We start from the raw sequence: 17,240 nt of genomic DNA on the forward strand, positions 1-17,240 counted from the left end.
CTCCCGTGGTCGGGTCGGGGCTAAAGGTCGTACCGACCGGACTTGATGCCGTCCAGCAACGCACGCCACCCGGCGGAGGCGACGAGGATCCCGCCGGTCTCCACGGACTTGGAGTCGCGGACGGCTATGACGGTGCCGAGCCGAGCCACCTCGGCGCACTGCCCGTTGCTCACACTGCGACTGCTCTTGCGCCACTGGGGACGGGACGGGTCTTCACCGTGCTTCATCCCGCTGTTCCTCTCGTCAGACATCGCCCTTGCACTCTGAGACCAACTTCCGTGACGCGGCCGGACTCAAGGCGACTGCGCGTAGATGCTCGAATCCCAGCGTATACGAGCTGATGTCCGATTCCTCCTCTAGGAAGAGGTCGCGCGTCATGTTCTCGACGTACACGATGTTGGGGCCGAGATCCTCTGCAAACTGCATGACGACGAAGGAGCCGTGCATGCCTGGATGAGCGCCTGCGTCCAGAGGGATCACTTGGAGGGTGACATTCGGGAGCTGAGAAACCTCAATGAGGTGGTCCATCTGCTCGTTGAACACCTCCGGGGTACCGACGCGGCGCCTCAGCGCCGCTTCGTCGATAATGGCCCAGAACTTCAGAGGCTCCTTCTTGCGGAGAACCTCCTGCCGCCGCAGACGAGCGGCGACGAGCCTGTCGATGTGTGATGCCGTGGCCTCAGGAGCACCGCCCGCGATGACCGCTCGCGCGTAGCCCTCCGCTTGGAGCAGCCCGGGCAAGGCCGAGGACTCGAAGTTCCAGATCGTCTGTGCTTCTGCCTCGAAGCTGATGTACGTCGAGTACTCGCCGGGCAGTTCGACCTGGTTCGGCTGGACCCAGCCGCGTTGGACGGACTCGCGGAGGAGGGTCGCCAACTTCTCGGCGGTCTCCTCGTCCGCGCCGTACAGGGCGAGCAGCGCGTCCATCGTCCGTACCTGCGGGCGGACACGGGCGGTCTCCAGGCGGTAGAGCGTCACCGCGTTGATCTTCGTGCGGGCCACCACCTCGTCCTGGGTGAGCCCCGCCTCCTTGCGCAGCCGCCGCAGCTCGGCCGCGAACCGGCGCAGTCGGATGGTCGGGGGCTGCTTCCGGCGCTCCGTCATTCGGCGCTCCTCACCATGGCGACAGGTTTGCATTCCCTAATGAAGCAAGCCTTGCACAGCTTGCCCTGGCCCGGGCAGGCTAAGCCTGTCACCCGACACGGAGCGGTTGCAGGCGAATGCGACAAGTGACCGCCCCCGGACACGTGTGTGCGGCCATGGACAGGGAGGTCGAGCGTGACAGTGAGTGGGCGGGACGGTCGGCCGACGCCGATGAGGGTCCACCTGCTGGCCGTTCTCGGGCTGGCGCTGCGGGAGCACGGCCGGGGCTGTTCGGTGCGGTTGCCCGTCGCCGGGGAGCCCGTGCTGACCGTGTGGCCGACCACGCGGGGCGGGCCCGACGGGCGCGAGGTGGTGGCCGTTCAGGACACGGCGGGCTGGTCGTACCTGTGGGCCGGGGCCCGCTGCCGCATCTCGGACGAAGGGTCGCCGCAGGTCGCGGCGATCATGATCACGCAACCCGGAACGGGGGAACGCCGGTGAGAACGGCGCTGGTGGAAGGCGTACGCCTGCTGGACGGCCTGCGCATGTCGGAGGTGGTCCGCTTCCCGTCGACCACGGCCCCGCCCGACACGCCGGTGTCCGTACGCGAGGTACGCCACTGGCTCCAGGGACGGCTGGCGGGCACCCACGTGGACCTCGGCGACGTGAAGGTCATCGCCGCCGAGATCGGCACCAACGCCATCCTCCACACCGCCTCGGGCGCGGAGGGCGGCTGCCTCTGGCTCGCCGTATGCGTCACCCGCGACCGCGTGTGCCTGGAGTTCACCGACGACGGCGGCTCCTCCACGGTGCCGAACGTCAACGCCCACCCCGACGAGAACGGCCGTGGCCTACGCCTCGTCAAAGCCCTGTCCTGCGCCTGGGGCTGGGACCGCCACGCCGACGGCCGCACGACCGTCCGCGTCGAACTCCCCCGCTCCCGTCCCCCGAAGACCCAGAACCAGAACCTCACCATGGGCCCGTGAGCGGGCCCGCGTGGTCTGGAAGACCACGCGTCAAAGGCCCGCGAACACGTCGCGGCGGAGCCGCGACAATCAGTAAGCCTTGCCGAAGATGACGCGCTTGCCGTACGCCGACGGCAGGCCGCACTTGACGCACGCGCCCTCCTCCGCCGGCCCGTCCGCCGGGATACAGCGGGGGGTGGCGGCGGTGTCGGCCTTGATGTCGTCCTCGCACTCGGTGCGCCCGCAGTGGAACGCCAGCGCCCAACCGCCGGCGACCTGCGCGCCGAAGTCGTCCCAGGTGTCCACGGCGCGGGTGTTGTCGTTGCGGAACGTCTCGGCGCGGGCCAGCAGGAAGCTCTGGAAGTCGGCGAGGATGCCGGGCATCACCTCGGGCACCCGCTCCAGCGGGATCGGCTCCTTGCCCTGCCCCTCGACCGTGGGCAGGCGGCGGACCAGGGTCGCGACGCCGGCCTCCAGGTCGCGGGGGCCGATCTCCAGCCGGATCGGGACGCCGCGCATCTCCCAGTCGTTGAACTTGAAGCCGGGCGACAACTGCGGACGGTTGTCGTCGACGTGGACGCGGATGCCCATCGCCTTGATCGCCGCGCCCAGTCGGCGGGCCTCGGCGGCGGTGGCCTCGCCCTGCTCCTTGCGGCCGATCGGGACGATCACGACCTGGTGGGGGGCCATGCGGGGCGGCAGCACGAGGCCGTTGTCGTCGCCGTGGGTCATGATGACCCCGCCGATCATGCGAGTGCTCATGCCCCACGACGTGGTGTGGGCCAGGGCGAGCTTGCCGGCCTCGTCCTGGTACTGGATCTCGAACGCCTTGGCGAAGTTGGTGCCCAGGTAGTGCGACGTGCCCGCCTGGAGGGCGCGGCCGTCGCGCATCATGCCCTCGATCGTGTACGTCCGGACGGCCCCGGCGAAGCGCTCGCCCGGGGTCTTCTCGCCGGGCACGACGGGCATGGCGGCCAGGTCGCGGGCGAGGGACGCGTAGGCGTCCAGCGCCCACATGGTCTCGCGCATCGCGTCGGCCTCGTCGATGTGCGCGGTGTGCCCCTCCTGCCAGAGGAACTCGGTGGTGCGCAGGAACATCCGGGGCCGCATCTCCCAGCGGACCACGTTGGCCCACTGGTTCAGCAGCAGCGGCAGGTCGCGGTGCGACTCGATCCACTTGGCCATGTACTCGCCGATGACCGTCTCGGAGGTGGGCCGCACGACCAGCGGCTCCTCCAGCTCCTTGCCGCCCGCGACCGTCACCACGGCCAGCTCCGGAGAGAAGCCCTCGACGTGCTCCGCCTCGCGGCGCAGGTACGACTCCGGGATGAACATCGGGAAGCAGGCGTTGTCGTGCCCCGCCTCCTTGATGCGCCGGTCCAGGTCTGCCTGGAGCAGCTCCCAGATCCGATACCCGTACGGTCGGATGACCATCGTCCCCCGCACCGGGCCACGATCGACGAGCTGGGCCTTGATGACCAGCTCGTTGTACCAGGCGGAGAAATCTTCGCTCTGCGGCGTCACACCTTCACGACTCACGTGGACGAGGGTACTCTTCACCCGCCCCCAGACAGGTCCGGACGTCTCGCCGTCCGGGGGAAATGGGTTTGCCGGACATCCCCGGGTCGTCGAGACTCGGACGATGGGGCATGTCGAGGTCGCTCATCTGAGCCACACGCTTCCGAACGGCAGGGTGTTGCTGGACGACGTCTCGTTCCGGGTGGGCGACGGGGTCACGGCCGCCCTCGTCGGGCCCAACGGGGCGGGCAAGACCACGCTGCACCGGCTGATCTCCGGCGACCTCGTCCCGCAGGACGGCACGGTCGCGCACAGCGGCGGCCTCGGGGTGATGCGTCAGTTCATCGGCGGCCTCCGGGATCGTTCCAGCGTCCACGAGCTGCTGCTGTCGGTGGCCCCGCCGCGCGTGCGACAGGCCGCCGGCGGGGTGGAGTCCGCCGAGTGGATCATGATGGAGCGCGAGGACGAGCCCGCCCAGCTCCGTTACGCCAACGCCCTGGCGGAGTGGGGCGACGCCGGCGGCTACGAGATCGAGGTCATGTGGGACGCCTGCTGCGTGGCCGCGCTCGGCGTCCCGTACGAGTCGTGCCGGTGGCGCGAGGTCCACACCCTGTCCGGCGGCGAGCAGAAACGGCTGGTCCTGGAGGCCCTGCTGCGCGGCCCCGACCAGGTGCTGCTGCTCGACGAGCCCGACAACTACCTGGACGTCCCCGGCAAGGTCTGGCTGGAGGAACGGCTCCGCGAGACCTCCAAGACGGTGCTGCTGATCTCCCACGACCGTGAGCTGCTGGCCCGCGCCGCCGAACGGATCATCACGGTGGAGTCCGCCCACGTCTGGATCCACGGCGGCGGGTTCGCCACGTACGCGCGGGCCCGCCGCGAGCGGATCGAACGGCTGGAGGAGCTGCGCCGCCGCTGGGACGAGGAGCACGCGAAGATCAAGGAGCTGGTCAACACGCTCAAGATCAAGGCGTCCGTCAACGACGGGTTCGCCTCCCGCTACCAGGCGGCGCAGACGCGGCTGCGCAAGTTCGAGGAGGCCGGGCCCCCACTCGCCCCGCCGCGCGATCAGAGCCTCCGGATGCGGCTGCGCGGCGGCCGTACCGGCAAACGCGCGGTGATCTGCGAGGACCTGGAGCTGACCGGGCTGATGACCCCGTTCTCCACCGAGGTCTGGTACGGCGAACGGGTGGCCGTGCTGGGGTCCAACGGGTCCGGCAAGTCGCATTTCCTGCGGCTGCTCGCCCACATCGCCGACCGCCTCCCCCGAGGGGCCGCCCCGGTGGAGCCCGTGGCCCACACCGGCACGGCCCGACTGGGCGCGCGGGTCGTTCCCGGGCTGTTCGCGCAGACGCACGCCCGGCCCGACCTCGCCGGACGCGACGCCTGCGAGATCGTGATGACGGAGCACGCCCTGCTGCGCAACGACGCGATGTCGGCGCTGGCGCGCTACGAGTTGCAGGGCAGCGCCGACCAGCCGTTCGAGACCCTGTCGGGCGGCCAGCAGGCCCGGCTGCAGATCCTGCTGCTGGAGCTGGGCGGGGCGACGCTGCTGCTCCTGGACGAGCCCACCGACAACCTCGACCTGGCCAGCGCGGAGGCGCTCCAGGAGGGCCTGGAGTCCTATGAGGGCACGGTGCTGTCGGTGACCCACGACCGGTGGTTCGCCCGGTCGTTCGACCGCTTCCTGATCTTCGGGTCGGACGGCTCGGTCTACGAGTCCGCCGAGCCGGTGTGGACCGAGACCCGGGTGGAGCGCCCCCGCTAGCCGCCGGACGCTAGATGCGGTGCTGCTCGGTGTGGACGCCGATGGCGCGGGCGATCTCCCCCACGTTCTGGAACTCACGGTCCTTGGGCAGGCCGGTCATCGCGGTGACGACGTTGTCGGGGGCGTGCTGCTCGTCCAGGTAGGCCAGGATGTGGCCGCGGTCGGTCGGGTACTCGAGGTTGGCCAGGACCTGGGCGATCTCGGAACGCCACTCGACCTCGCGGGCGGTCATGTCCGCGCCGCCGCCCTGGCGTTCCGGCGGCATCTGGACGGGCCCGGGCGGCTCGTCGGCGGGTTCGGTCTGCCGCCATTCCTCGGTGTGGGTGGGGCCTCCGCCGCGGACCATTCCCTGGGTCTCGTGCTGCATCTCGTCGTCGAGGCGCGGTCCGTGCTTGGAGCTGTCGCGGGGCATGGTGTCCCTCCTTGCGTGGGCGGTCAGCCCTGCCGGAGGCGCGGCAGGACCTCTCGGGAGTAGAAGTCGAAGAAGCCCTCCGGCTCGGGGCCGATCTGGCAGACGTAGATCTCGTCGAAGCCGGCCTCGATGAAGGGGCGGAAGGCCTCCAGATGGCGGTCCACGTCGGGGCCGCAGGGCACGTTCTGGCGGATCATGTCCTCGGTGACCAGCTCGGAGATCTGGTCGAAGTGCCGGGGCGTCGGCAGGAGCTGGCCGGCCTCGCCGGGAACCTGCTCGTTGCGCCACAGCCGGTGGACGGTCTTGACGGCCTGGGCCTCGTCCTGCGCCCAGCACGCCTTGAAGCCCGCCATGATCGGCTTGCCGTGGCCGCCGGCGTTGCGGAAGTCCTGGATGACGTCGGCGTTGGGCATCGTGGTCATCAGCCCGTCGGAGATCCGGCCCGCCAGCCCGGCCGACTTGGCCCCGAAGGCCGACACGAAGATCGGCGGCGGCGGGTCCGGCAGCGTGTAGATCCGGGCGGTCTCCACCGTGTAGTGCGTGCCGCGGTGGGTGACCTGCTCACCGGTGAACAGCTTGCGGATGACCTCGACGGCCTCCTCCAGCATCTCCAGACGCTCGGCGGCCCCCGGCCAAGGGGCGCCCGTGACGTGCTCGTTCAGCGCCTCGCCGGAGCCCAGCCCCAGGCGGAACCGGCCGTCCAGCAGCGCCTGGCTGGTCGCCGCGGCCTGGGCGATGATCGCCGGATGGATCCGCACGGTGGGGCAGGTCACCGCGGTGGTCACCGGGATCGACACGGCGCCCGACAGCGCGCCGATCGTCGACCAGACGAAGGGGCTCTGGCCCTGCTCGTCCAGCCAGGGGTGGAAGTGGTCGGAGATCCACAGGCCCTCGAACCCGGCCTCCTCGGCCATCCGCGCCTGCCGGACCAGCTCACGGGGGCCGTGCTCCTCGCTGGCGAGGAAGTATCCGATCCTGGTCACCTCGGCTCACCCCCTCGCCCTGGCGCCCTCGCGGAGCCGCCCCGGTTGGATCTCGCGGTCGGGATGACGCCTGATGTACTCGGCCTCCAGCTCCGCCGAGCGGCGGGTGTGCTCCGCCAGCGCCTGGTCCGAAGCGTGCCGCAGCGCGTCCATCCGGGTGTCGTAGAGGCTCGTCAGCTCGCGCATCAGGTCGGCTTCGCTGAGCACCGCAGGTTCCACGCCTACCGCCATCTGCTTCCCCTTCCGGCGATGTCGCTGGTGATCGGGCTCTACCCGCTCGCCCGGTGGCAAACATCGACCGGCGGCCCGAACACGGCGAGGGAGGTGGGCCGCTTGCGGAACTCCAGCTCGGTGCTCATCGTCCGCGTCTCCCCGTCCCGGGCCACGCGCAGCTCCCCGTCGGAGGTGCGCAGGGTGAGGGACGTGGCGCTCCAGTGCTTGTAGCCGGGGGTCAGGTGCAGATGACCGAGGAGGACGGCGGCCAGCGCCCGCAGCCTGGGGACGTGCCCGTGCGTGGTGACGAGCCGGATGTCGAGGCGTCCGTCGTCCATCCGCTTGCGCCAAGTCGGCGCGGGTCCGCGCGACCCGTACCGGCCGTTGCCGACGAACGCGAGCCACACCCGGCACGGACGCCCGTCCACCACCACCTCGACCGGCTCGGAGTGCCGGAACGTGCGGACGGCCGCGATCACCATCGCGGGCCACTTGCCGATCCGGCGCTCCAGCCGTTCACGCCGGTCGACCAGCTCGGTGTACGCGCCGAAGCTCGCCGTGTTGAGGAAGACCAGCTCCTCGTCGCCGGGCTGCCGGATCGTCCCGACGTCCACCCGGGTCAGCCGGGCCGCCCGGTAGGCGGCCACGGCGTCGAAGGGGTCCTCGATGCCGAGGGCGCGGGAGAAGTGGTCCAGGGTGCCGCCGGGGATGGTCAGCAGCGGCACGTCGTGGCGCAGGGCGGCCTGGGCCCCGGCGTTCACGGTCCCGTCGCCGCCCGCGACCGCCAGCACCAGGGCCCGCGCCGCCGCCTCGTCGAGCAGCTTCACCAGGTCGTCGTCGGGCCCCACCTGAACGATCTCCGCCGCGGGGAGTTCGCGTTCCATGACGCGCACCACGGCCTCGCCGCCGCCCGCGCCGGTGTTGACGACGGCGACCACGCCCCGCCCGTCCTCGCTGACCAGCTCGGGAACGGCGCGGGCCCGGGTGGTGGTGGCGACCGGCGGCCGGGCGGGCCACGCCATCCGGGTGCCCACCGCGGCGGCCACCCCGATGCCGACCCCGGCGAGCACGTCCCCGGGGTAGTGCGCGCCGGTGTAGACGCGGGAGAACGCCACGGCGGCGGCCGTCCCGGCGACCGGCAGGGCGATGGCGAGGGGGGCCTCCATCGCCACACCGGCGGCGAACCCGGCGGCGGACGCCGAGTGCCCGGACGGAAAGGCGTGGGAGGTGGGCAGCCGCCAGCGGATCCGCACGGGCGGCACGAGGTCCACGATGGGGCGACGGCGGCGGAACGCCTGCTTGCCCAGGACGTTGACCGCCGGGCTGGCCACGGCGATCGCGAGGGAGCCGCGCAGCGCGGCGCGGCGGAGGCGGGGGTGACGGGTCGCGCCGAGCGCGGCGGCGGTGCCGAACCACAGCACCCCGTAGTTGGCGCTCCGCGACAACCGGGGCAGCACGTACTCCAGCCCCGGCAGGTGCGCGGAGGCCACCGCGTCGAACGCCCTGCGGTCCAGATCGGCTAGGGCGCGCACCGGCCGTCGGGCCGCCGTGCGCCGTCGGAGGTCGAGTGGCATGGCTCCTGGTATCCCCGCGAGGAGCCGCCTGACTCCCGTACGTCGGGAAGATCACGAATCAGGGGTCACATGAGGGTGAACGGTCCCCACGTTTGCGTGACTGCAATAGGCTTCCGCCCATGAGTCACCCGGATCGGGTCAGCCCCACGGGTGGCGAGTCGGTAGACACGATCGCGGAGCCCCCTGCCTTGGCTGGAAAGCGCGCCGAGTCCCTGGCCGAATTCGCCGCCCGCCACGGACTGACGCAGAGCGCCGCGCGGCCCCCGCTGCGCCGGTACATCCATGACGTGTGGCAGCGACGCACGTTCATCTGGAACTTCGCGTCGGCCAAGAGCATGTCGATGTACACCTCCTCGCGGCTGGGGCAGGTCTGGCAGGTGCTGACGCCGCTGCTGAACGCGGGCGTCTACTACCTGATCTTCGGTGTGCTGCTGAAGACCGACAAGGGCATCGGGAACTTCCCCGCCTTCCTCATCACCGGGGTCTTCGTCTTCACCTTCACCCAGCGCTCGTTGACGGCGGGGTCGAAGTCGATCGGCAACAACCTGTCGCTGATCCGGGCGCTGCACTTCCCCCGGGCGTCGCTGCCGTTCGCGCACGTGATCGTGGAGCTCCAGCAGTTGCTGGTCTCCATGGTGGTGCTCATGGGCATCGTGCTCATCACCGGGGAGCCGATCACCTGGCGCTGGCTGCTGCTGGCGCCCGCGCTGATGCTTCAGTTGATCTTCAACATGGGGATCAGCCTGATCATCGCCCGGGTGGGCGCGTTCACCCGCGACATCCAGCAGTTGCTGCCGTTCATCACCCGGACCTGGCTGTACTTCTCCGGGATCTTCTTCATGACGGCCGCGCTGTCCGAACGCGCGGTGGTCAAGGACCATCCCTGGATCGCCAAGGTGCTGGAGGCCAATCCCGCCTCGGTCTTCATCGAACTGGTGCGGACCTCACTGATGGAGAGCTACCCGCGCGACCTGGCCCAGCACGGCTGGGGCCACCACCATCTGTGGTTCTACGCGGTCGCCTGGGCGTTGGTCGCCTTCATCGGGGGATTCTGGTACTTCTACCGGGCGGAGGAGAGGTACGGCCGTGGCTGACGTCAAGGAGAGGGCACGGGTGACCGACTCCGCACAGCAGGTGGCGATCGACCCCGCCCGCGAGCCCATCGTGGTGGTCGACGACCTGCACATCATGTACCGCGTCTACGGCGGCGGCGGCAGGGGCAACGCCGCCAGCGCGCTGATGCGCATCCTGCGCCGGCAGAACCGCCCGCAGATGAAGGAGGTGCACGCCGTCCGCGGCGTCTCCTTCGTGGCCTACCGGGGCGACGCGATCGGCGTGATCGGCACCAACGGCTCCGGCAAGTCGACCCTGCTGAAGGCGATCGCCGGCCTGCTGCCGCCGCACCAGGGCGGCGTCTACACGCAGGGCCAGCCGTCGCTGCTCGGGGTGAACGCCGCCCTCATGCGGGAGCTGTCCGGGGAGCGCAACATCATCCTGGGCTGCCTGGCGATGGGCCTGACACCCGACCAGACCAAGGACCGGTACGACGAGATCGTGAAGTTCGCCGATCTCAAGCCCGGCTTCATCCAGTACCCGATGTCCACGTACTCCTCGGGCATGGGGGCGCGGCTGCGGTTCGCGATCGCGGCGGCCCGCACGCACGACGTGCTCCTCATCGACGAGGCCCTGGCCACCGGCGACGCCAAGTTCAAGAAGCGCAGCAAGGCCAAGATCGACGAGCTGCGCAAGGACGCCGGCGCGGTCTTCCTGGTCGCCCACAACCTCGACGTGATCGAGGAGACCTGCAACCGGGTGATCTGGCTGGACGAGGGCCGGATCCGGATGGACGGCGAGACCAAGGAGGTCGTCGCCGCCTACACCGAGGCCACCGGGAAATGATCGCGGGTTGCTGATAGGTATGGAATCCGTACCCACCAGCGACCCGATCTTTCAGGAGGGCCCATGCCCGCACGGCCGCCGCTTCCCCACGAGTACCTGCCCGAGGTCCCCTCGTTCACGGTGACGAGCGAGGACGTCGCCGACGGTGAGCGCCTGGCGGACGCGCAGGTGTTCGACGACTGGGGCTTCTCCGGGGGCAACGTCTCGCCGCAGTTGAGCTGGACGGGTTTCCCGTCGGAGACCCGCAGCTTCGCGGTGACCTGTTTCGACCCGGACGCGCCCACCGGCAGCGGCTGGTGGCACTGGGTCCTGTTCGACGTCCCCGCCGACGTCACCGAGCTGCCCGCCGGGGCCGGCGCCGCCGACTCCAAGGTCGGGATCCAGGTCCGCAACGACTACGGGATCAAGGCGTTCGGCGGCGCGGCGCCGCCTCCCGGCGACCCGCACCGGTACGTGTTCACCGTGCACGCGCTGGACGTGGAGTCGCTCGGCATCGACGCGGGCGTCACGCCCGCCGTGGCCGGCTTCAACATCACCTCCCACACCCTCGCGCGGGCGACGATCGTCGCCGAGTACGGCGTCTGAGCCCCGAGCCGCGCCCGGCCGCCGAGGGGCGGCCGGGCGGGGCCTCGGTCAGACCTCGAACGGGAAGCGGTCGGCGAACGCCGGCTTGAGGTCGTCCAGCCACACGGCCGCCGGGTCGTACTTGGCGAAGAACGGCTTGCCGACCAGGTCGGCGTCGCGGCACTGGATGAAGTGCAGGGCGAAGACCTTCTCGCCCCCCAGCTCCAGCACGCCGTCCACGCAGACCTTGCCGGGGGTGGCCGACATGGACGGGCCGCGGACGGTGCGGGCCAGCCCGGAGACGCTCTTGTAGGCGTCCCGGAAGATGTCGTACGCCCGCGCCAGCGGCACCGCGAAGTAGTCCTGCGGCCCCGTGTCGCGCTCGACGAACATGTAGTAGGGCACCATGCCCATCCGGGTCTGGGTGCGCCACATGGACTCCCAGTCGGCCGGGTCGTCGTTGATGGAGCGGATCAGCGGGGCCTGGGTGCGGATCACCGCGCCGGTGTCGCGGATCCGGCGGACCGCCTCGCGCACCATGACGGGCTCCAGCTCGCGCGGATGCGTGAAGTGCGCCATGAACGCCAGGTTCTTGCCGGACTCCACGACCTGCTCGAACAGCCGCAGCATGTCGTCGGCGTCGGGATCGGTGACGAACTTCTGCGGCCAGTAGGCCAGCGACTTGGTGCCGATCCGGATGGACTCGAGCTGCTCCAGCGCCAGCAGCGGCTCGACGTAGCGGCGCAGCACCGACTCGCCCATGATCATCGCGTCGCCGCCGGTGAACAGGACGCTGGTCACCTCCGGGTGGGCGAGCACGTAGTCGCGCAACTGCCCCGCGTCGTCGCCGGCCAGCTTGAGGTCGGGGTCGCCGACGAACTGCGCCCACCGGAAGCAGTACGTGCAGTAGGCGTGGCAGGTCTGGCCCTGCTTGGGGAAGTACAGCACCGTCTCGTCGTACTTGTGCTGCATCCCGGGGACCGCGCCGTCGCCGAAGCTGGGGACGTTCAGCTCCAGTTGGCCCGCCGGGTGGGGGTTGAGGCTCGCCCGCACCTTGGTGGCGGCGGCGTCGATCTCCTGCCGGGGGGCCTCACGGCGGAGCAGGTCGACGATGTGGGCGACGTCGTCGGCGGGGAGCATGTCCGGCTGGGGGAAGACGAGCCGGTAGATGGGATCGTCGGGAGCGGCCGACCAGTCGATGAGCTCATCGACGACGTAGCTGTTGGTCCGGAAGGGCAGCACCGTGGCGACCGCCCGAGTCGCGAGGCGCTGCTCCGGTGACAGCCCGGCGCGAGCGGTGAGCTCGTCCAGGTGTTTCACGGTGAAGGCGCGGAACTTGCGGCCGGCGGAACGCACCGCGGGCGGCGCCTCGTCGTTGACCAAGGTCACGTGGCAGTACTCCTTGTGATCATGTGGAAGCCCCCTCTGAAGCCCGGCCCCCATCGCCGGGTATAGATACCCTCCCCGCCCTGTAAAGATACTGGTCAATAACGGTGTTTCCGGACGGGCGGGCACGAGGCGGGCGGCGCGGGGCATCTGTACAACGATCCAAAGCCGGGAAAGTGTCGCCCGCCCCCGCCGCACGCCGCGGGCTCCCTATCCTGAGCGATGAGCGCCGTCGTCGACGATGTCTCGGAGATGTCGGAGCGGGAGGGGGTCGGGGTTGGGGTCGACCGGTCCGGACGGGGTCCCCCGGTACGCCGGCGTCCTGGCCGCCGTGGCCGGTCTCAGCTACGGCACCTTCCTCCTCGGCCACCGCCTGAACCCGGACCTGGACGTCGTCAACGGCTACGTCAGCGAGCTGGCGGCGGTCAACCAACCGTTCAGCGCGCTCTTCGGCACGGGCGACCTCGTCACCGGGACCTGCGCCGCGGCCGTCGCGGCGCTCGCGCTGCACCGCCGGCCCCGCGCCGTCCTGACCCGGGCGGGCTGGGGGTTCCTGCTGCTGTTCGGGGTGTGCGCGATCGGCGACGCGGTGTTCCCGCTGGACTGCGCGCCGAGTCTGGAGACCTGGTGCGCCCTGCGGGAGCGGGCCGGACAGGTCTCGTTCTCGCACGGCTTCCACGCGGTGACCAGTAGCCTGGTGATCGTCTTCGGGGTGCTGGCGCTGTTCACGCTGTCGCTGGACGCCCGCCGTCGCGGACGGTGGCCGTCGCTGGCGCGCTGGGGGGCCGTGCTGGCCGTCGCGGAGGCGGTGTGCGGGGTGGCCACCCTGTTGTTCATGATCAGGGGGAGCTGGCTGGGTTTGATGCAGCGGATCCAGATCGGCATCCTGTGCGCGGGGCTGCTGGTCATCGCGTGGGCGCTGTGCACGGACCGCCCGGCCCCCTCGTCCCGGCCCCGCGAGGAGACATGAGCCGAACCGATGCCGAACGGCCCGGCGACCTCCCGCCCGGCGTCTTCGTCGAGATCGGCGGGGAGCGCGTCCACCTGGTCGAGAGCGGCCCCTCGGACGCCCCTCCGGTGCTGCTGACCAGCGGCCTCGGCGGGGCCTGGTTCGACTGGGAGTGCGTCACCGACCTCCTGGCCGGTCATCGGGTGCTGTGCTTCGACCGTCCCGGCACGGGTCTGAGCCCGGCCGCCCGGAGCAGGCCCAGCCTGCGCCGCGAGGTGCGGCTGCTGGCCGGGCTGGCGCGGTGGGCGGGTCGGCCGGTGGTCGTGGTGGCGCACTCCATGGCCGGGTTCCAGGCGGAGGCGCTGGCCCGCGTCCATCCCGAGCTGGTGCGGGGTCTGGTGCTGGTGGACCCGAGCTTCGAGGCGTCCCCCTGGTCGGACGTGCGGATCTCGGCGGCGCTGCAGCCGGGCCTCCGGCTCGCCGGGAGGGCGGCGGGGCTGACCCGGGTCCCCTGGCTGACCGCGCCGCGCGCCCGTCGTTCCCTGCTGCGCTTCATCAGCCGCCGCAAGCCGCCCGTGCCCGACGGCCTGGTCCGCGCGGTGTACGGGCGGGGCACCGTGCTCGGCACGATCCTCGCGGAGAACGCCGCCTACCGCGAGATGGCCGCCGACGTGATCGCCCTGCGCCGCCGGCGGCCGTTCCCGCCGGTGCCCCTGGTGGTCCTCACCGCGCTCGCCGACATGGGCGACGGGCAGAAGGCGAAGGCCTGGGCCGAGGACCATCGCGAGCTGGCCGCGATGAGCCCGTACGGACGCCAGGTGGACCTGCCGGACTCCCTGCACCTGGTGCAGGTCGACCGGCCCGACGTCGTCGCCGAGGCGGTGCGCGAGGTCCTGGCCGTCGAGGGCCCGGAGCGGTGAGACGGTGCGCGTTCCTCCTGTGCGTCGCGCTCGTCGCCTCCGGCTGCTCGGTGACGCGGACGATCTCCGCCGGGGCCTACCGGGTGGCGGTCACCGACGGGACGATCGCGGAGCTGGGGAGCCTGGGCCTCACGCTCCACGAACGCCCGGCCTGCCACATGCCGCGGACCGAGTCCCCCACGGTGGTGCGGATCACCTGCACCGGACGAACGGACACGGGACGCGCCGTCCGGGTCGAGGGGCTGGTCACCGCGGCCGACACCTCGCGGCCCGACGAACGCTACGTGATCACCGTGGACGGGGCCGAGGTGCTGCGTAAACCCTGTCTGGGGCGCGGCTGTGCCGGACGGCGTCCGGTCTTCGACCGACACCCGCACCGGTACGGGGATCCTCAAATTCATGGAAAGGCCGGCCGCCACCAAGGGTGATCGCGTGGCGGGAGGGTGACGCTACGCGGTGTGAAGGTACTCATAGGTGCGGTCGCCGCCGCCATCGTCGTCGCGGTGGGCGTCACGGTCGGCTATTTCGTCCTCTTCGACGACGAGGAACTGCGCTACAAGACCCAGCGGGCGCTGCGGAACGCCATGCCCGCGCTGGCCGCCGCCGAGCTGAAGGCGCGGGGCCACTCCCTCAGCGGCGAACTCGACTGCCGGGACCTGCAGGGCTGGACCAAGCGCAAGCTGCGGGTGCGGTGCGCCGGGACGACCAGCACCGGCAAGCCGGTCGAGGTCATCGGGGCGGCGGAGGACGCCACCCGGCGGGAGTTCTTCACCGTGCTGGTCGACGGGCGGCCGGTGGTGCAGAACGTGCCGTGCCTGGGAGCGGACTGCCGGGCCGACGACTGAGGGCGGGTCGTGTCGGACCACTACACGGGGTGACCTACGATGCGGTGAGCCGCCTTCGGTGAGCCGTCCCCCGTTTACCGCCGCGCCCGCGCGCGGCTTTCCATCCTGGAGCCCGTGATGACCGGCGATGACCCGGGCTCGCCCGCACCGCCTGTCACGACCGCGCCGGTGGCCGTCGACACCATGGGCGGCGACCACGCGCCGGAGCAGATCATCGCCGGGGCCGTGGAGGCCGTCCGCGCGCACGGGCTGCGGCTGGTCCTGGTGGGGCAGGCCCCCCGGATCCGCGCCGAGCTGGACCGGCACGGCGTCGCCGGGGACATTCCCATCGTGCACGCCGAGGAGGCGCTGGCGATGGGCGAGGGGGCGCTGGCGAGCTGGCGCAAGCCCCGTTCCTCGGTCGCCGTGGCCTGCCACCTGATCAAGTCCGGTCGCGCCTCGGCGCTCGTGTCGGCGGGCACCACCGCCGGGGTGGTGGTCACCTCCCGGCTGCGGCTCAAGGCCCAGCAGGGCGTGCTGCGGCCCGCGATCGCGGTGACGCTGCCGACCCGGCCCCGGCCGACCGTGCTGCTGGACTCGGGCGCCACCGCCGACGTCAAGCCCGAGTCGCTGGTGCAGTTCGCCGCGTTGGGCACCGCGTACGCGCAGGTGGCGCTGGGCATCGAACGGCCGAGGGTGGGGCTGCTGACCATCGGCGCCGAGCCGGGCAAGGGCAACAAGGTCGTCCGGCGGGCGCACGAGCTGCTGGCGGGCGGGCAGCAGGGGGTGGAGTTCGCCGGCAACATCGAGGGCGACGACCTGCTGACCTGCGCCGTGGACGTGGTCGTCACCGACGGCTTCACCGGGAACGTGGCGCTCAAGACCATGGAGGGCGCGGTGCGGATGGCGATGTCCGAGCTGCAGACCGCGATCCGGTCGAGCCCCACCGCCAAGATGGGCGCCGTCCTCCAGCGCCGCCGCCTCCAGGAGCTGCGCGACCGGCTGGACTCGGAGACCTACGGCGGCGGCGTGCTGCTGGGTCTGAACGGCACGGTGGTCATCGCCCACGGGGCCTCGGAGGCCCGCGGGATCACCTCGGCGTGCGTGCTGGCCCACGACCTGGCCGCCGGGCACATCGTCGAGCGGGTCCGCGACCAGATCGCGGCCACCCGTACCTCCCGCTTCGGCCGACGGCACGGCGACAAGGACGGCAGGGAGCCCAGGCCCGAGTCCGAGCAGCCGCCCTTCGCCCCCGAGTGACGGCGGCCGTTCGCCGGCGGGTCAGATCGGGAGGCTGTAGAAGACGGCGGTGACCGTTCGGCCGCCGGGGCCGCCGCACCAGTCCCACCACGAGGCGGTCGCGGAGACGGCCAGCAGCCCGCGCCCCGACTCGGGCAGGTCGAACACCGTGCCGCCGACACCCTCGGAACGCTCCACCGACCTCGGTGCGGGGTCCCTCGGGCCGCCCTGGTCGATGACGGTCAGCGCCGCGCCCCCGCGCCAGCGCCGCACCTCCATCACGAACAGGCCGCCCGGCCCTCCCGACCGGGTGTGCTGGAGGGCGTTGGCCACCAGTTCGGCCGCGGCCTGCACGGCGTCGTCGGCCCGGGAGAACCCCTCCAGCAGGAAGCGCGCGAAGTCGCGGGCGCGCCGGGCCTCCATGGGCAGCCCGGCGAACGAGCGCCGCCAGCACATGTCCCCGACCGGATACTCCCGGCCGTGCATGCGGACGACACCCGGTGTGTGGGTGACGAGCATCTCTGCGACGGTCATCGATCTCCGTCCCTCCCCGCCGAACGTGCGGAGTGCCAAGAGCGTGTGGCGCGGCTCTCGGTGTCAAGGATCGGAGGTCGAAGTGCCCGCTACAAGGGCTGCCCGTGAACTGTGCGCAACGCTGCGCGCACAGGAAGGTTCAGCCGATGTGACCGGCGGATGTCATTGAAGATAACCCTCGACCTCGCCGGGCGGGCGGGCCTGGACCTCGTCCGGGTTCTCGCCCGCCCGGGCCTTGGCGCGACGACGCCGCAGCAGGTCCCAGCACTGGTCGAGGGCCACCTCCAACTCCTGGAGACGCCGTCGCTCCTCCTCCCGGGTCAGCTCGCCCCGCTCGTGCATCTCGCGGAGCCGGCGCTCCTCGTCGACGTACTCGCCGATGTTCGCGAGGATGTCCCGTTCGTTCATG

Annotated in this window: 21 protein-coding genes; 11 read left to right on the top strand and 10 right to left on the bottom strand. The window is 71.4% G+C overall.

Annotated elements, in window-relative coordinates:
* Window positions 1-20: 20 nt before the first annotated feature.
* Entirely contained in the window at window positions 21-227 is a 207-nt protein-coding gene (locus DFJ69_RS08495; RefSeq protein ID WP_116026496.1) for a DUF397 domain-containing protein, read from the bottom strand.
* A 16-nt stretch (window positions 228-243) separates the two neighbouring features.
* Window positions 244-1,104 carry a helix-turn-helix domain-containing protein gene (locus DFJ69_RS08500; RefSeq protein WP_116021970.1) on the bottom strand — a complete coding sequence of 287 codons (861 nt, stop codon included), beginning with the start codon at window positions 1,102-1,104 and terminating at the stop codon, window positions 244-246.
* Between the two features lie 174 nt (window positions 1,105-1,278).
* Between DFJ69_RS08500 and DFJ69_RS34180 the strand changes: the two genes are divergently transcribed.
* Window positions 1,279-1,584 (top strand): hypothetical protein, encoded by a 306-nt coding sequence (locus tag DFJ69_RS34180; protein ID WP_170177579.1) that lies wholly within the window; start codon window positions 1,279-1,281, stop codon window positions 1,582-1,584.
* Window positions 1,581-2,069: an ATP-binding protein gene (locus tag DFJ69_RS34185; protein ID WP_170177580.1), complete on the top strand. Its 489-nt coding sequence runs from the start codon at window positions 1,581-1,583 to the stop codon at window positions 2,067-2,069. The genes DFJ69_RS34180 and DFJ69_RS34185 overlap by 4 nt, the downstream gene beginning before the upstream one ends.
* Window positions 2,070-2,138: 69 nt before the next feature.
* Here DFJ69_RS34185 and proS read toward each other — a convergent pair whose 3' ends face one another.
* A complete protein-coding gene (proS, locus tag DFJ69_RS08510) occupies window positions 2,139-3,587 on the bottom strand; it encodes a proline--tRNA ligase (protein WP_245974169.1) in 1,449 nt (482 codons plus the stop codon).
* A 103-nt stretch (window positions 3,588-3,690) separates the two neighbouring features.
* Between proS and DFJ69_RS08515 the strand changes: the two genes are divergently transcribed.
* Window positions 3,691-5,334: an ATP-binding cassette domain-containing protein gene (locus DFJ69_RS08515; protein ID WP_116021973.1), complete on the top strand. Its 1,644-nt coding sequence runs from the start codon at window positions 3,691-3,693 to the stop codon at window positions 5,332-5,334.
* Window positions 5,335-5,344: 10 nt separating this feature from the next.
* On the opposite strand, the gene DFJ69_RS08520 is transcribed toward DFJ69_RS08515, so the two are convergent.
* The 4 genes from DFJ69_RS08520 to DFJ69_RS08535 are packed head-to-tail and all read right to left on the bottom strand — an operon-like array spanning window position 5,345 to window position 8,516.
* Window positions 5,345-5,746, bottom strand: a complete 402-nt coding sequence (locus DFJ69_RS08520; protein ID WP_116021974.1) for a DUF2795 domain-containing protein — start codon at window positions 5,744-5,746, stop codon at window positions 5,345-5,347.
* 23 nt (window positions 5,747-5,769) lie between these two features.
* On the bottom strand, window positions 5,770-6,729 hold the full coding sequence (locus DFJ69_RS08525) for an LLM class F420-dependent oxidoreductase (RefSeq protein WP_116021975.1): 960 nt from the start codon (window positions 6,727-6,729) through the stop codon (window positions 5,770-5,772).
* 6 nt (window positions 6,730-6,735) lie between these two features.
* Window positions 6,736-6,960, bottom strand: a complete 225-nt coding sequence (locus DFJ69_RS08530) for a DUF6158 family protein (protein WP_116021976.1) — start codon at window positions 6,958-6,960, stop codon at window positions 6,736-6,738.
* Between the two features lie 38 nt (window positions 6,961-6,998).
* Window positions 6,999-8,516: a bifunctional phosphatase PAP2/diacylglycerol kinase family protein gene (locus DFJ69_RS08535; protein ID WP_116021977.1), complete on the bottom strand. Its 1,518-nt coding sequence runs from the start codon at window positions 8,514-8,516 to the stop codon at window positions 6,999-7,001.
* 119 nt (window positions 8,517-8,635) lie between these two features.
* Between DFJ69_RS08535 and DFJ69_RS08540 the strand changes: the two genes are divergently transcribed.
* The 3 genes from DFJ69_RS08540 (at window position 8,636) to DFJ69_RS08550 (ending at window position 11,000) form a co-directional block, all read left to right on the top strand.
* A complete protein-coding gene (locus DFJ69_RS08540; protein WP_116021978.1) occupies window positions 8,636-9,610 on the top strand; it encodes an ABC transporter permease in 975 nt (324 codons plus the stop codon).
* Entirely contained in the window at window positions 9,603-10,415 is an 813-nt protein-coding gene (locus DFJ69_RS08545) for an ABC transporter ATP-binding protein (RefSeq protein WP_425453314.1), read from the top strand. The genes DFJ69_RS08540 and DFJ69_RS08545 overlap by 8 nt, the downstream gene beginning before the upstream one ends.
* A gap of 63 nt (window positions 10,416-10,478) precedes the next feature.
* Entirely contained in the window at window positions 10,479-11,000 is a 522-nt protein-coding gene (locus DFJ69_RS08550) for a YbhB/YbcL family Raf kinase inhibitor-like protein (protein ID WP_116021979.1), read from the top strand.
* Window positions 11,001-11,048: 48 nt separating this feature from the next.
* On the opposite strand, the gene DFJ69_RS08555 is transcribed toward DFJ69_RS08550, so the two are convergent.
* Window positions 11,049-12,368: a KamA family radical SAM protein gene (locus tag DFJ69_RS08555; protein WP_116021980.1), complete on the bottom strand. Its 1,320-nt coding sequence runs from the start codon at window positions 12,366-12,368 to the stop codon at window positions 11,049-11,051.
* A 274-nt stretch (window positions 12,369-12,642) separates the two neighbouring features.
* Between DFJ69_RS08555 and DFJ69_RS08560 the strand changes: the two genes are divergently transcribed.
* The 5 genes from DFJ69_RS08560 (at window position 12,643) to plsX (ending at window position 16,318) form a co-directional block, all read left to right on the top strand.
* Window positions 12,643-13,335: a DUF998 domain-containing protein gene (locus tag DFJ69_RS08560; RefSeq protein ID WP_245974170.1), complete on the top strand. Its 693-nt coding sequence runs from the start codon at window positions 12,643-12,645 to the stop codon at window positions 13,333-13,335.
* Window positions 13,332-14,234, top strand: coding sequence for an alpha/beta fold hydrolase (locus DFJ69_RS08565; RefSeq protein WP_116021982.1), 903 nt, complete (start codon window positions 13,332-13,334; stop codon window positions 14,232-14,234). Before DFJ69_RS08560 ends, DFJ69_RS08565 begins: the two co-directional genes overlap by 4 nt.
* Window positions 14,231-14,662: a hypothetical protein gene (locus DFJ69_RS08570; RefSeq protein ID WP_211328552.1), complete on the top strand. Its 432-nt coding sequence runs from the start codon at window positions 14,231-14,233 to the stop codon at window positions 14,660-14,662. The genes DFJ69_RS08565 and DFJ69_RS08570 overlap by 4 nt, the downstream gene beginning before the upstream one ends.
* Window positions 14,663-14,692: 30 nt before the next feature.
* Window positions 14,693-15,079: a hypothetical protein gene (locus tag DFJ69_RS08575; protein WP_245974172.1), complete on the top strand. Its 387-nt coding sequence runs from the start codon at window positions 14,693-14,695 to the stop codon at window positions 15,077-15,079.
* A gap of 117 nt (window positions 15,080-15,196) precedes the next feature.
* Window positions 15,197-16,318 (top strand): phosphate acyltransferase PlsX, encoded by a 1,122-nt coding sequence (gene plsX / locus DFJ69_RS08580; protein ID WP_170177581.1) that lies wholly within the window; start codon window positions 15,197-15,199, stop codon window positions 16,316-16,318.
* Between the two features lie 21 nt (window positions 16,319-16,339).
* Here the strand turns inward: plsX and DFJ69_RS08585 are convergent, their stop codons facing one another.
* A complete protein-coding gene (locus DFJ69_RS08585) occupies window positions 16,340-16,831 on the bottom strand; it encodes an ATP-binding protein (protein ID WP_245974174.1) in 492 nt (163 codons plus the stop codon).
* 162 nt (window positions 16,832-16,993) lie between these two features.
* A complete protein-coding gene (locus DFJ69_RS08590; protein ID WP_116021984.1) occupies window positions 16,994-17,239 on the bottom strand; it encodes a DUF2630 family protein in 246 nt (81 codons plus the stop codon).
* Between the last annotated feature and the right edge of the window lies 1 nt (window position 17,240).

The organism is Thermomonospora umbrina (assembly GCF_003386555.1).
GTDB lineage: Bacteria > Actinomycetota > Actinomycetes > Streptosporangiales > Streptosporangiaceae > Thermomonospora > Thermomonospora umbrina.